The organism is Streptococcus sp. KR, from assembly GCF_002238115.1.
Classification (GTDB): Bacteria; Bacillota; Bacilli; order Lactobacillales; family Streptococcaceae; genus Streptococcus.
In genome coordinates, this window is sequence record NZ_NGVM01000017.1 from 23895 (window position 1) to 37009 (window position 13115).

At 40.5% G+C, this 13115-nt stretch carries 14 protein-coding genes and 1 tRNA gene; 10 read left to right on the forward strand and 5 right to left on the reverse strand.

The features are described from left to right. Positions 1–33: 33 nt before the first annotated feature. Positions 34–3210, forward strand: a complete 3177-nt coding sequence (gene carB, locus CBI42_RS08090) for a carbamoyl-phosphate synthase large subunit (protein WP_094753715.1) — start codon at positions 34–36, stop codon at positions 3208–3210. Between the two features lie 215 nt (positions 3211–3425). Beyond that, positions 3426–4760 (forward strand): Nramp family divalent metal transporter, encoded by a 1335-nt coding sequence (locus CBI42_RS08095; protein WP_094753716.1) that lies wholly within the window; start codon positions 3426–3428, stop codon positions 4758–4760. Between the two features lie 113 nt (positions 4761–4873). On the opposite strand, the gene CBI42_RS08100 is transcribed toward CBI42_RS08095, so the two are convergent. Next, positions 4874–5116 carry a type B 50S ribosomal protein L31 gene (locus CBI42_RS08100; RefSeq protein ID WP_000710764.1) on the reverse strand — a complete coding sequence of 81 codons (243 nt, stop codon included), beginning with the start codon at positions 5114–5116 and terminating at the stop codon, positions 4874–4876. 95 nt (positions 5117–5211) lie between these two features. Beyond that, entirely contained in the window at positions 5212–6147 is a 936-nt protein-coding gene (locus CBI42_RS08105) for a DHH family phosphoesterase (RefSeq protein ID WP_094753717.1), read from the reverse strand. Positions 6148–6250: 103 nt separating this feature from the next. Here CBI42_RS08105 and CBI42_RS08110 point away from each other — a divergent pair, with 103 nt between their 5' ends. The 7 genes from CBI42_RS08110 to CBI42_RS08140 all read left to right on the forward strand — a co-directional run bounded on the left by CBI42_RS08110 (position 6251) and on the right by CBI42_RS08140 (position 9491). Further along, positions 6251–6694 (forward strand): flavodoxin, encoded by a 444-nt coding sequence (locus CBI42_RS08110; RefSeq protein WP_001162125.1) that lies wholly within the window; start codon positions 6251–6253, stop codon positions 6692–6694. A gap of 115 nt (positions 6695–6809) precedes the next feature. Further along, a complete protein-coding gene (locus CBI42_RS08115; RefSeq protein WP_078238390.1) occupies positions 6810–7076 on the forward strand; it encodes a chorismate mutase in 267 nt (88 codons plus the stop codon). After that, positions 7073–7447, forward strand: a complete 375-nt coding sequence (gene crcB / locus CBI42_RS08120; RefSeq protein ID WP_084947143.1) for a fluoride efflux transporter CrcB — start codon at positions 7073–7075, stop codon at positions 7445–7447. The genes CBI42_RS08115 and crcB (CBI42_RS08120) overlap by 4 nt, the downstream gene beginning before the upstream one ends. Then, positions 7441–7770, forward strand: a complete 330-nt coding sequence (gene crcB, locus CBI42_RS08125) for a fluoride efflux transporter CrcB (protein ID WP_084947141.1) — start codon at positions 7441–7443, stop codon at positions 7768–7770. Before crcB (CBI42_RS08120) ends, crcB (CBI42_RS08125) begins: the two co-directional genes overlap by 7 nt. A 118-nt stretch (positions 7771–7888) precedes the next feature. Further along, on the forward strand, positions 7889–8236 hold the full coding sequence (gene rplS, locus CBI42_RS08130) for a 50S ribosomal protein L19 (RefSeq protein ID WP_001068669.1): 348 nt from the start codon (positions 7889–7891) through the stop codon (positions 8234–8236). Positions 8237–8278: 42 nt separating this feature from the next. Beyond that, positions 8279–8350, forward strand: a tRNA-Arg gene (locus CBI42_RS08135). Between the two features lie 229 nt (positions 8351–8579). After that, positions 8580–9491, forward strand: a complete 912-nt coding sequence (locus CBI42_RS08140) for a TPM domain-containing protein (RefSeq protein ID WP_080702870.1) — start codon at positions 8580–8582, stop codon at positions 9489–9491. A 117-nt stretch (positions 9492–9608) separates the two neighbouring features. Here the strand turns inward: CBI42_RS08140 and yidA are convergent, their stop codons facing one another. Next, entirely contained in the window at positions 9609–10415 is an 807-nt protein-coding gene (gene yidA / locus CBI42_RS08145; RefSeq protein ID WP_061589984.1) for a sugar-phosphatase, read from the reverse strand. A gap of 12 nt (positions 10416–10427) precedes the next feature. Beyond that, entirely contained in the window at positions 10428–11732 is a 1305-nt protein-coding gene (locus tag CBI42_RS08150; RefSeq protein ID WP_049491559.1) for an HD domain-containing protein, read from the reverse strand. Between the two features lie 71 nt (positions 11733–11803). Here CBI42_RS08150 and CBI42_RS08155 point away from each other — a divergent pair, with 71 nt between their 5' ends. Further along, positions 11804–12181: a DUF1934 domain-containing protein gene (locus tag CBI42_RS08155; RefSeq protein WP_094753718.1), complete on the forward strand. Its 378-nt coding sequence runs from the start codon at positions 11804–11806 to the stop codon at positions 12179–12181. A gap of 383 nt (positions 12182–12564) precedes the next feature. Here CBI42_RS08155 and CBI42_RS08165 read toward each other — a convergent pair whose 3' ends face one another. Then, a complete protein-coding gene (locus CBI42_RS08165; RefSeq protein WP_094753720.1) occupies positions 12565–13098 on the reverse strand; it encodes a DNA topology modulation protein in 534 nt (177 codons plus the stop codon). Positions 13099–13115 lie beyond the last annotated feature (17 nt).

Sequence of the window (13115 nt, forward strand, 5' to 3'; positions counted from 1 at the left end):
ATTGTGTTCTTTACGGGCTTTGTATCATAAACTATGCCTAAACGTACTGATATTCAAAAAATTATGGTGATTGGTTCTGGTCCGATTATTATTGGTCAGGCTGCTGAGTTTGACTACGCTGGGACCCAGGCCTGCTTGTCGTTGAAAGAGGAAGGTTATGAGGTTGTTTTGGTTAACTCAAACCCTGCCACCATCATGACGGACAAGGAGATTGCGGACAAGGTTTACATCGAACCGATTACACTTGAGTTTGTGACACGTATTCTTCGTAAGGAACGTCCAGATGCCTTGCTTCCAACTCTTGGTGGCCAGACAGGACTCAATATGGCCATGGAATTGTCTAAAAACGGTATCTTAGATGAATTGGGAGTAGAACTTCTTGGGACTAAATTGTCTGCCATTGACCAAGCCGAGGACCGTGACCTCTTTAAACAATTGATGGAAGAATTGAACCAACCAATTCCAGAGTCTGAAATTGTCAACACAGTCGAAGAAGCAGTTGCCTTTGCAGCAACAATTGGCTACCCAGTCATTGTCCGTCCAGCCTTTACACTTGGTGGTACTGGTGGTGGTATGTGTGCCAACGAGGAAGAATTGCGTGAAATCGCTGAAAACGGGTTGAAATTGTCACCTGTTACCCAATGTTTGATTGAGCGTTCAATCGCAGGCTTCAAGGAAATCGAATACGAAGTTATGCGTGACTCAGCTGACAATGCCCTCGTTGTTTGTAACATGGAAAACTTTGACCCAGTTGGGATTCACACAGGAGATTCTATTGTATTTGCCCCTGCTCAAACCATGTCCGACTATGAAAACCAAATGCTACGTGATGCGAGCTTGAGCATCATTCGTGCCCTCAAAATTGAAGGTGGATGTAACGTTCAGCTAGCTCTTGATCCACACAGCTTCAAGTACTATGTCATCGAAGTAAACCCACGTGTATCGCGTTCTTCAGCCCTTGCTTCTAAGGCGACAGGTTATCCGATTGCTAAGTTAGCTGCTAAGATTGCAGTTGGTTTGACTTTAGATGAGGTCATCAACCCAGTTACAGGTTCAACCTATGCCATGTTTGAACCAGCCCTTGACTACGTGGTTGCCAAGATTCCTCGTTTCCCATTTGACAAGTTTGAAAAAGGTGAGCGCCGTCTTGGTACCCAGATGAAGGCCACTGGAGAAGTCATGGCAATCGGTCGTAACATTGAAGAATCTCTTCTTAAGGCTTGCCGCTCCCTTGAAATTGGGGTGCATCACAATGAAATGCCTGAACTTGCAGCAGTTTCTGATGATTCCTTGATTGAAAAAGTAGTCAAAGCCCAAGATGACCGTCTCTTCTATGTGTCAGAAGCTATTCGCCGTGGTTACACACCAGAAGAAATTGCAGAACTTACAAAAATCGATATCTTTTATCTCGATAAACTCCTACATATCTTTGAAATTGAGCAGGAGTTGGGTGCCCATCCACAAGATCTTGAAGTTTTGAAAACTGCAAAATTGAATGGATTTTCAGACCGTAAGGTTGCTGAGCTCTGGAAAACGACAGCTGACCAAGTTCGCCAGCTTCGTTTGGAAAACAAGATTGTCCCAGTCTACAAGATGGTCGATACTTGTGCGGCAGAGTTCGACTCTGAAACGCCATATTTCTATTCAACCTATGGATGGGAAAATGAATCTATCAAGTCTGATAAGGAATCTGTACTAGTTCTAGGTTCTGGTCCAATCCGTATCGGTCAAGGGGTAGAGTTTGACTACGCAACAGTTCACTCTGTTAAGGCAATTCAGGCTGCTGGCTACGAAGCCATCATTATGAACTCAAACCCGGAGACAGTTTCAACAGACTTCTCTGTATCTGATAAACTCTACTTTGAACCATTGACTTTTGAAGATGTGATGAATGTCATCGATTTGGAGCAACCAAAAGGTGTTATTGTTCAGTTCGGTGGTCAAACAGCTATCAACCTAGCTGAGCCATTGGCTAAAGCAGGTGTGACTATTCTTGGTACTCAAGTAGCTGACCTAGACCGTGCGGAAGACCGTGACCTCTTCGAGCAAGCTCTAAAAGATTTGGATATTCCACAGCCACCAGGACAAACGGCTACCAATGAAGAAGAAGCAGTGCTTGCAGCTCGCAAGATTGGCTTCCCAGTTCTTGTCCGCCCATCTTATGTACTTGGTGGACGTGCCATGGAAATCGTTGAAAACGAAGAAGACCTTCGTTCTTACATGCGAACTGCTGTTAAGGCTAGTCCAGACCACCCAGTTCTTGTTGACTCTTACATCGTTGGGCAAGAGTGCGAAGTTGATGCCATCTCAGACGGGGAAAATGTTCTCATCCCTGGTATTATGGAGCATATCGAACGTGCCGGTGTCCACTCAGGTGACTCAATGGCCGTTTACCCACCACAAACCTTGTCGCAAAAGGTGCAAGAAACAATCGCAGACTATACTAAACGCCTAGCAATCGGTCTTAACTGCCTTGGAATGATGAACATCCAGTTTGTTATCAAGGATGAAAAAGTCTACGTTATTGAGGTCAATCCACGTGCCAGCCGTACGGTTCCATTTCTTTCTAAAGTGACCAATATCCCTATGGCTCAAGTAGCAACCAAGCTCATTCTTGGTCAAAAACTTGAAGAACTTGGCTACCAAGATGGACTTTACCCTGAAAGCACTCGAGTTCATATCAAGGCACCTGTCTTCTCCTTTACCAAACTAGCTAAGGTAGACAGCTTACTTGGTCCTGAAATGAAGTCAACAGGGGAAGTTATGGGTTCTGATACGACTTTGGAAAAAGCTCTATATAAAGCCTTTGAAGCTTCTTACCTACACTTGCCAACCTTTGGTAATGTTGTCTTTACTATCGCTGATGATGCCAAAGAAGAAGCCTTGGACTTGGCTCGTCGTTTCCAAAATATTGGCTATGGAATCCTCGCGACAGAAGGGACAGCAGCCTTCTTTGCTAGTCATGGATTGCAAGCCCAACCTGTTGGTAAGATTGGTGATGACGATAAGGATATTCCAAGCTTTGTTCGTAAAGGAAGAATTCAAGCTATCATTAATACAGTAGGAACAAAACGAACTGCTGACGAAGATGGAGAGCAAATCCGACGTTCAGCCATTGAACACGGGGTGCCCCTCTTCACAGCCCTAGATACAGCTAACGCCATGCTTAAAGTATTGGAAAGTCGTAGTTTTGTCACAGAAGCAATCTAGTTGAGAAAATTTTTCACAGTTTTAAAGCCAGCGTTTTCTGACGCTGGCTTTTGCAATACTGGTGTTGCTTATTTCAACTATCATGCTTTCTTTAAGAATCGTTCCAAAATGTGATATAATAAGAATAAATTGGAAATAGGTAAACTATTTTCATTTTATTTTCAAAACTCCATTAATAAACTAGGTAAAGACTTGATTAGAAAGCGAATATTCCTATGTCTTCTTACAAAAAGTTCTCTCTTTCTGAGATCAATCAATCTATTGAAACTCCCAATAATAATCATTTTTGGCAAAATCTAAAAGCATTTTTAGGGCCTGGAGCTCTTGTAGCAGTTGGTTATATGGATCCTGGAAATTGGATTACCAGTGTGGTTGGTGGTGCCTCCTACAAGTATAGCCTCCTATTTGTTATTTTGATTTCCTCCATTATTGCTATGCAGTTACAACAGATGGCTGGAAAGCTCGGTATCGTGACTAGGATGGATTTAGCGCAGGCAACAGCTCATCATGCTCCCAAGTGGCTCCGCTATAGTCTGTGGGTGATTTTAGAATTAGCTTTAATGGCGACAGACTTGGCTGAGGTTTTAGGTTCAGCGATTGCCTTGAATCTTTTGCTTAAAATACCGATTATGATGGCTATCCTCCTAACGGTTTTAGATGTATTTCTTTTGCTTTTGTTGATGAAATTTGGCTTCAAGAAGATTGAAGCTATTGTTACAACCCTTATCTTAACCATATTAGGAATATTTTCTTATCTGGTGGCTTTATCTAATCCAAGTATGCAGGGGATCTTTGGTGGTTATTTACCAACTTCGGCTTTGTTTGAAAGTCCCCTGCCAGGGCATGAGAGTCAACTGACTTTGGCTTTAGGGATCGTAGGAGCGACAGTCATGCCCCATAATCTTTATCTTCATTCATCCCTATCTCAAACAAGGAAAATCAACCATAAGGATACAAAGGATGTTCGAAAAGCTGTACGTTTTATGACCTGGGACTCAAATCTTCAGTTATCCCTAGCCTTTGTTGTCAATTCCTTGCTTCTCATTTTAGGAGCATCGCTCTTTTTTGGTCATGCGTCTGAAATTTCAGCATTCTCTCAAATGTACAATGCTTTACAGGATTCGACAATAGCAGGAGCAATAGCTAGCTCAACTCTGTCAACCTTATTTGCTCTAGCCCTCTTAGCAAGTGGTCAAAATTCTACTATCACAGGTACCTTGACAGGACAGATTGTCATGGAAGGTTTCTTGCATATGAAATTGCCTCAGTGGATCATCCGTATCGGTACACGTATTTTTGCTTTGATTCCTGTGATCATAGTCGCTGTCTTATTTGGACATCAAGAAAAAACCTTGGATCAGTTGTTGGTCTATTCACAGGTCTTTCTTTCCATCGCTCTTCCGTTTTCAATCTTCCCCTTAATCTATCTGACCTCTAAGAAGTCAGTGATGGGAGAATTTACCAATGCTAAGTGGAATACAATCCTTGGCTACCTAGTTTCAATCATCTTGACCATTCTCAATATCAAGCTGCTTTTCGATATTTTTTAAATTCGTTTAAATCAGGTCTCGGCATCAGCTTGAGAATTGATAAAGAGATAATAGTAGTGGTTGACTTATGAAAAGAAGTAAAAAAGAACAGTCGAAACTGTTCTTTTTTATCATTATTTGAGACCGTATTTTTTGTTGAAACGATCCACGCGTCCATCTGCTTGAGTGAACTTTTGACGTCCAGTGTAGAATGGGTGTGAGTCTGATGAAATTTCCACACGGATCAATGGGTAAGTTTCGCCTTCGAACTCAACTGTTTCGTTAGAGCGTTTTGTTGAACCGCTAAGGAATTGGTAACCAGTAGTTGTGTCCATGAAGACAACTGGGCGATATTCTGGATGGATATCTTTTTTCATTTTGCAATATTTCCTTTCTGCCATGGTCTCTTTGCGAGCCATAGATTGTTACCATACTAGTCTATCAGATTATGAAATGTTTGGCAAGTATTTTATCAGTTTTTAAGCAAGTTTTTTAACTTTTGGTATATGATTTCGTTTTCCTCTAGGCTATAGGAATTAGCACCGCTTGCTAGAGGGTGGCCTCCTCCATCATGTTCCTTGGCAATTTCATTGATAGGATGGATTTTACTGCGTAAGCGAACACGGTAGTGGCCATCAGCCTGTTCTACAAAAATTCCCCAGAGACTAACACTGTCAATGCGTCCAGGTGCTCCAACAATAGCGGCAGTTTCAGCATCGGTAACATTGAATTGTTTCAAGACTTCTTGACTCAGGATAACGCGCGCTGCACCATTTTCATCCACTTCCAGATGGTCGTAGATGTAGCCCTGTAGTTTAGCAATTTTGTAGCTCATAGTGTCCATTTTGCGAGTGAGAGACGCAAAGTCAAAGTTATGTTCTCTCAGAAAGGCAGCCAGGCGAAGAGTCCGTGCAGTGGTAGAAGGGTAGAGGAAACGACCTGTATCACCAACGATTCCTGCAAAGAGCAACTCAGCAGCTTGATCTGACAAGGCCAGATGGGTTGTTTCAGCAAATAGGGTAATCATCTCACTAGCGCTGCTTGAACTAGTATCCACCCAAGATAGATCACCATATACATCATCATTTGGATGGTGGTCAATCTTAATGAGAAAATCACCTTGACTATAGCGTTTATCATCGATACGAGCAGTATTAGCCGTATCACAGACGATGACAAGTGCCCCTTGGTAGACACTATCTTCAACAAGATCCATCTCCGCCATCCAGGTCAAAGTTGGTTCATTAAAACCTACGGCTTTAATAGTTTTTTCTGGGAAATGATGTTTGAGAAGAGCTTTCAAGCCCACCTGACTTCCTAAGGCATCAGGGTCTGGTTTCATATGACGATGAATGATAATCGTGTCGTATTCTTTGATTTTTTCTAAAATTTGATGGCAAATGTCCATAAATAACCTCAATTCTTTCTCATTTCATTGTAGCACAAGAATTTTTATTTTTAAAATGAAAAAGATGTGATATAATGGAGAAAGATAAATTGAGGAGGACGATATGGCATTAGCAAAAATTGTATTTGCCAGTATGACCGGTAATACCGAAGAAATTGCAGATATTGTAGCAGACAAATTACGTGACTTGGGCTTGGATGTCGATGTTGATGAATGTACAACTGTTGACGCTTCAGACTTCTTGGAAGCAGACATCGCTATCGTTGCGACCTATACTTATGGCGATGGAGAATTGCCAGATGAGATGATGGACTTCTACGAAGACCTAGCTGACCTCAACTTGAATGGCAAAATCTACGGAGTGGTCGGATCAGGAGATACCTTCTACGATGAATTCTGTAAGGCTGTCGATGACTTTGACCGCGTTTTTGTAGCGACAGGAGCAGAAAAAGGTTCAGAGTGTGTTAAAGTTGATCTTTCTGCCGAGGAGGAAGATATTGAACGCTTAGAACAATTCGCAGAAGAATTGGCTGCTAAAGTAGGATAATCATAAAAGTGCACTGATGCAATCAATCAGTGCATTTTTCTTATCATGACTTGGGATTTTACTAGCCTATTTGGTGGCTTTTTGATACAATAATTCAAATAAAGGAGGAGACTGTATGGATTTAGATATTATTCGTCAAGAAATTGATCAAATCGACGACCAAATTGTCAAACTGTTAGAAGAAAGAATGCATTTAGTTGAAGGGGTTGTTGCTTATAAGAAGGCTTCAGGGAAACCGATTTTAGATACTAAGAGAGAAGAAGTTATTTTTGAAAAGGTTAGAAGTCGTGTAGGAGATAAGCGCTATCAGGAAACTATTGTCGCGACTTTTTCGGATATACTCAAACGTTCGCGTGATTATCAGGATCAAAATATCAAATGAAAAAAGAGCAATTTTATCCGCTAGGAATTTTTCTAGCTGCTATGTTGGGCGGACTTGTTCGCTATCTAGTTTCCACTTGGTTACCAGCCAGTCCAGATTTTCCTTGGGGAACTCTCTTTGTCAACTATCTGGGAATTTTCTGCCTGGTTTATCTTGTCAAGGGCTATCTGGTCTATAAGGGGACAAATAAAGGTGTTATTTTAGCACTGGGTACAGGTTTTTGTGGTGGTTTGACAACCTTTTCTAGTCTAATGCTTGATGCTGTAAAATTACTGGATACAGGGCGTTACCTTAGTTTAGTCCTGTATTTGCTTTTGAGCATCGGTGGAGGACTGCTTTTAGCTTACTATTTAGGGAGGAAGAAATGGTAATGGTCTATCTTGTAATTGCTTGTGGCTTAGGAGCACTCGTACGGTATTTCTTTTCCCGCTATAATCAAGCTTCTAAATTGCCACTCGGAACGCTGATAGCCAATCTTTTAGGTTGTTTTTTGATTGGACTTTTCTATAATCATGTGGAATCTAAGGAAGTTTATGCTATTTTAGCGACGGGTTTTTGTGGAGGTTTGACAACTTTTTCGACCTTGAATGATGAACTGCAAAGACTGCTAAGTGATAAGAAGATATTTTATTCTTACCTGACTTTGACCTACCTAGGTGGTTTAGTTGCGATTTTTTTAGGAATTCTGTTGTAAATTTCTTTACTTTTTTGTGGAAATTTGGTAAACTGTATCTTGTGTGTAATGGACGCACAAAAATACAGTTTATCCGCTGAGGAAGATTCCTCAAGATTGACAAAGATAGGAGAATAAAATGAATCCATTAATCCAAAGCTTGACTGAAGGTCAACTTCGTACTGATATCCCATCATTCCGTCCTGGTGACACTGTTCGTGTACACGCGAAAGTTGTCGAAGGTAACCGTGAACGTATCCAGATTTTTGAAGGTGTTGTTATCGCACGTAAAGGTGCTGGTATCTCAGAAAACTACACAGTTCGTAAAATCTCTAACGGTGTAGGTGTTGAGCGTATCTTCCCAATCCACACTCCACGTGTTGAAAAAATCGAAGTTGTTCGTTACGGTAAAGTACGTCGTGCGAAATTGTACTACTTGCGTGCTCTTCAAGGTAAAGCAGCTCGTATCAAAGAAATCCGTCGTTAATTCGACTAAAAAACTCTGCTTCTTCAGCAGAGTTTTTATCTAGCTCCCTTAGTTCAATGGATATAACAACTCCCTCCTAAGGAGTAGTTGCAGGTTCGATTCCTGCAGGGGGCAGTAAATCAATCAAAAAGCACTGAATGGTCAGTGTTTTTTCTTGTCCAAAAATGAAAACCATTTCAGATGAAAACGGAGGTGTGGTATAATAGTAGAAAGTATATATACTTTTCTAATCGGGTTTCTATCGTTCTAATAGGATAGAATTAAGTATTACAATCTAAGCTTTGGAGAAGGATTATTATTACTTGTTCTTTTTAATACTCACTTTAAGAAAGATTCTATTTTTATGATAAAAAAATTTGCTTTAATACTAATTTCTTTTTTTACAATCCTGTTATTTTTCATTGGACCAACTCACGCAGATCTAGTGATACCAGATAGGCCTTCTAATGGTATTTATGATCCAAACCATTATTTATCAGAGGTTGTTTCAGATAAAATAATAGAATTAAATGGTAAATCGGATACTCAAATTGGTATTTATATTGTTGAGAGTTTGAATAGTGAATCTATAGAAAAGTCAGCCAATACGATTGCCAGATCTTGGAAAATTGGCTATTCGGATTCAAATAAGGGTGCATTATTATTGATTGCTATAAAAGATAGAAAGTTTCGTATTGAGACTTCTAATAACCTAGCTACTATATTGACTGATACAAAAGCTAGGGAAATCTTAGATGCCTCTCGTGATAAGATGCGAGCCAAAGACTATGATGGAGCTGTGATTGATATAATCCAAAACATATCCAATCAAGATTATGACTTAGCTGATGCACCTGTAGTAGAGAGAAATTATTTTTATGAAGTCCCTAAAGCTATATGGGAACTAGTAGTAGAAATTCTTGATCATTTCGGTGTAATTTTTATGATTTCTTTTGTGGTACTTTTTCTTACAGAAGGTAGGGTTTCGGGTAGGAAACGGAGATCTAATAAATTCTATTATGGTAAGGATAAATTATACCCTGATGATAAAGATTTTATAAATGATGGTTCTTGGTCACAAAAAGCATTAACAGCTTACCATATTAAAAATTCAGATGAGTATCATAATGAGAGTAGTAGTGATTCCTCATCGCCTTGGTCGAGTGATGATTGGTCGAGTGATGATTGGTCAGGTGGTGGTTTTGATGCTGGTGGATCATCAAGTGATTGGTCAGGTGGTGGTTTTGATGCTGGTGGATCATCAAGTGATTGGTAATTTAGCTTATTTCATAGTGAGTTACCTGCCTTGATCATTTAAAAAAATGATGGTATAGAAAATTCTTGATTTGGAAAAAACCGCTCAGCTGAGCGGTTTTCGTCTATTCATACCCTTTTACAGTACCCATGTACGGATGGCATGGGCAACGCCGGATTCATCGTTAGATTTAGTTATGTATTTGGCGATTTTTTTGATTTCTGGATTTCCATTTTCCATGACAACTGGATTGCCAACGACTTCCAGCATGGCACGGTCATTTTCTTCGTCACCGATCGCCATGGTTTCATCTTTGGTCAATCCTAGTTTTTCAGCTAAGTGAGTGATGGCTGAACCCTTATCTACATTCTTTTTAAGGAGTTCGAGGTAGAAAGGAGCCGATTTGTTGATGGAGTAGCGTTCGTAAAATTCTGCTGGGATTTTTTCAATGGCAGCATCGAGAATCTCAGGTTCATCGATGAACATACATTTAACGATTTCCTTGTCAGCCATTTCTTCAGGGGTGCGGTAGAAGATAGGCATGCTGACGAGGGTTGATTCGTGCACAGTGTATTTTCCGATATTGCGATTTGCAGTGTAGATACCATCCTTAGTAATAGCATGCATGTGAACACCGAGCTTACGACTGAGGAATTCCATATCCAGATAATCCTCATAGGTTAAGGATTCGCTGATAATCTCATGTCCAGTAGCAGTTTCTTGGACAAGGGCACCGTTGAAGGTCACCACATAGTCACCCTCGTCTCTCAACTGCAAGTCGTCCAGAAGTTTGGCAACACCTGCGATAGGGCGGCCAGTTGCAATTACGACTTTGACACCAGCTTGTTTGGCATCTTGGATGGCAGAAAAGACTTTAGGAGTGATTTCCTTTTGGCTATTGACTAGGGTTCCGTCGATATCAACGGCAATTAGTTTAATACTCATAAATTTCCTCTTCTAGTTTTTATTTGGGGTAAAATGATCGTTCTCAATCAAGTGTAAAAATTGCTGGGTGATGCTTGCGAAGATGCTGTTTTGGTCTAACATTTCTTTCGGGAAATAGAAGCGATTGTCTCCGTGGCGACTACCAGCAAGGGATTGGACGATAGGAGACAGGCTAGAGAGTTCAGCCAGTTCTCCATTTTTTTGTAAAATCTCAATCTGTGTCCGTGGATTTTCAGATTCGGGACGATAGATATCATAAGGGAGGTCAAAGTTCTTATGAATGGCAGTATAGTAGTCGGGATCAAAGCCAATGTCTTCAACCAATTTTCTCATGCTAGCGAGCTGGTCTTGATCTTCTTGTGAAAAGGTAATGGATTTAAAGACCTTGCGGTTGACAAAGCGTTGCGACAAATCTGCGAGAATCTTGTCAGGACTGGTCATCCAGAGTTGGAAATAGGTATTCATCACACCATCATCCAGAGCTAGATAGTCAGACAAGGTCACATTTTTTTCAAAGAAAGGCAGGAGATGTGGAGATGTTCGTGCAAAGAAATCTTTGTCTTTAGGATAGAGTTCCTTGGCGCGTTTGAGGAGATTCTGCAGGAGAACTTCCATGGCCCGTGTTGCTGGGTGGAAATAGACCTGCATATACATCTGGTAGCGACTGAGGACGTAGTCTTCGATGGCGTGCATGCCATTGCGCTGAAAGGCGATACCATTTTCGACAGGACGAATGACTCGAAGAATCCGAGTCAGGTCAAATTCTCCATAAGATGCTCCTGTAAAATAGGAGTCGCGCAAGAGATAGTCCATGCGGTCTGCATCAATCTGACTAGAAATGAGTTGTACGACCTGCTTGTTAGGATAGGTATGATCAATAACACTGGCTACCTTTTCTGGAAAGTCTGGCGCTACTTGTAGCAGGACTTGGTGAATCTCCGTTTCAGGACTTTGGATAATCTCCTGAGTAATGGCCTCATGGTCTGTATCAAAGAGATGTTCAAAAGTATGAGAGTAGGCACCATGCCCAAGGTCGTGTAAAAGAGCAGCGGTCATGGTCAAGAGAGACTCGGCAGGATTCCATTCCTCAGGATATTTTTCTTCGAAAATCTCTGTGATGCGTCGTGCAATTTCATAGACTCCTAGACAGTGGGAGAAGCGGCTGTGCTCCCCACCGTGGAAGGTATAACTGGAAGTTCCTAGTTGTTTGATACGACGCAAACGCTGAAATTCTTTTGTATTAATCAAGTCATAGATGATTTGATTATTGACATGGATGTAGTTGTGAACTGGGTCACGGAATACTTTTTCGTTCATATGACCATTATAGCAAAAAGCCAGAGTTTTTGGTAAAATAGTAGGACAAGAGACAAGAAAGAGGACCTGATGTGAAGATTCGGATGCGAAATACGATTCAGTTTGATGAGCAGTTGGAAGTGATTGATCAGCTTTATGATGTTGAAGTGCATGAAAAAGGAGATTATAGCTACCTGCTTTTCTATAATGAGGAAAAGGAAAAAGTAGTGATTAAATTTCATGGTCAAGAACTTGTGATGAACCGATTTTCCAATCCCAAGACCATTATGCGCTTTTTAAAGGATAGTGATAGTTTAGCCTATATTCCGACACCTATGGGTATGCAGGAGTTTATCATCCAAACGAGTCGTTATGAAGTTGATGGGCAAAAGATTGAGCTAGATTATCAACTACAAAATCAAGAGGGACATCCCTTTGCCAGCTATCAATTGGAAATTACTTGGGGCTAAGTATGACTGGGGGCTAGGTTATAGTAACGAAGCTGATAAAGTTTATGAAATCAAGCTTTTCTTGCACATTTTTAGTAGCTGAAACCTTTATTTTTTCAGATTAAGGTTATAACACTCATTCCATTACCTATTATTTATTAAAGCGAAATATAATACCCGTCTTCCCTAATACTTGTTCCAAATAAGTAAATAGGATTTGAGGCCTAGCGATTGTGATTATTGTATATTCAAAATCTAAAAATTGATAAAAGGGACAGTGAATGTCCCTTTTCATTTCTATAGAATTCAGAGTTTTAGATAGGATAGATTGGTAAATAATGAAGAAAATCTTTTGGAAAAATAGCCCCCAAAAAGGAGCTTTGTCTTCCAAAATAGTACTAACGTTATTCACGCTGTTTTTTCTTCTTTTTTTCGAGAGTCACTAAAAAGTAATCTATCTCCTTTTGAGACCTAAGGATGACAACTTTATCTGGATAGATTTCTTGACCCCACTTGTAGCGTTCCTTAGCGGATTTGCTCCGCCCATCCCAGAGAATCCATCTGATAAACTCCCAATTAAATTGTTCTTGACAACCAGCTGCCATACTTTCTCTGACCTTGCCTCGGTATGTGAGATACCGTTTAAAGGCTCGAAAGAGACAGGTCAATGGCGAAAAATTGAGAAAGATGATTTGGTCAGCTTCTTTCATTCTTTCTTCGTAATAGCACCAAGAATAATTACCATCAATGACCCAAGCTTCATGCTTGGTGAGAAAGTTTTTCATCTCAGTCAACATCCATTCGCGGTCACTGTCTTGCCAACCAGGTTGAAATTGGAGTGTGTCCATATGAAGTTTTGGAATGGAGTAGTAGTGAGACAACTTTTCAGCTAGAGTTGACTTACCAGCACCAGAATATCCGATAATTGCGATTTTCATTTTCTACCTTTTCCTAT

What these genes read in the sequence shown, in the direction of transcription:
- CBI42_RS08105 (WP_094753717.1), bottom strand. Translation starts at nt 6,147, where the DNA reads ATGGACATTTGCCATCAAATTTTAGAAAAAATCAAAGAATACGACACG.
- CBI42_RS08095 (WP_094753716.1), top strand. Translation starts at nt 3,426, where the DNA reads ATGTCTTCTTACAAAAAGTTCTCTCTTTCTGAGATCAATCAATCTATT.
- CBI42_RS08165 (WP_094753720.1), bottom strand. Translation starts at nt 13,098, where the DNA reads ATGAAAATCGCAATTATCGGATATTCTGGTGCTGGTAAGTCAACTCTA.
- rplS (WP_001068669.1), top strand. Translation starts at nt 7,889, where the DNA reads ATGAATCCATTAATCCAAAGCTTGACTGAAGGTCAACTTCGTACTGAT.
- CBI42_RS08115 (WP_078238390.1), top strand. Translation starts at nt 6,810, where the DNA reads ATGGATTTAGATATTATTCGTCAAGAAATTGATCAAATCGACGACCAA.
- CBI42_RS08150 (WP_049491559.1), bottom strand. Translation starts at nt 11,732, where the DNA reads ATGAACGAAAAAGTATTCCGTGACCCAGTTCACAACTACATCCATGTC.
- crcB (WP_084947141.1), top strand. Translation starts at nt 7,441, where the DNA reads ATGGTAATGGTCTATCTTGTAATTGCTTGTGGCTTAGGAGCACTCGTA.
- CBI42_RS08100 (WP_000710764.1), bottom strand. Translation starts at nt 5,116, where the DNA reads ATGAAAAAAGATATCCATCCAGAATATCGCCCAGTTGTCTTCATGGAC.
- yidA (WP_061589984.1), bottom strand. Translation starts at nt 10,415, where the DNA reads ATGAGTATTAAACTAATTGCCGTTGATATCGACGGAACCCTAGTCAAT.
- crcB (WP_084947143.1), top strand. Translation starts at nt 7,073, where the DNA reads ATGAAAAAAGAGCAATTTTATCCGCTAGGAATTTTTCTAGCTGCTATG.
- CBI42_RS08110 (WP_001162125.1), top strand. Translation starts at nt 6,251, where the DNA reads ATGGCATTAGCAAAAATTGTATTTGCCAGTATGACCGGTAATACCGAA.
- carB (WP_094753715.1), top strand. Translation starts at nt 34, where the DNA reads ATGCCTAAACGTACTGATATTCAAAAAATTATGGTGATTGGTTCTGGT.
- CBI42_RS08140 (WP_080702870.1), top strand. Translation starts at nt 8,580, where the DNA reads ATGATAAAAAAATTTGCTTTAATACTAATTTCTTTTTTTACAATCCTG.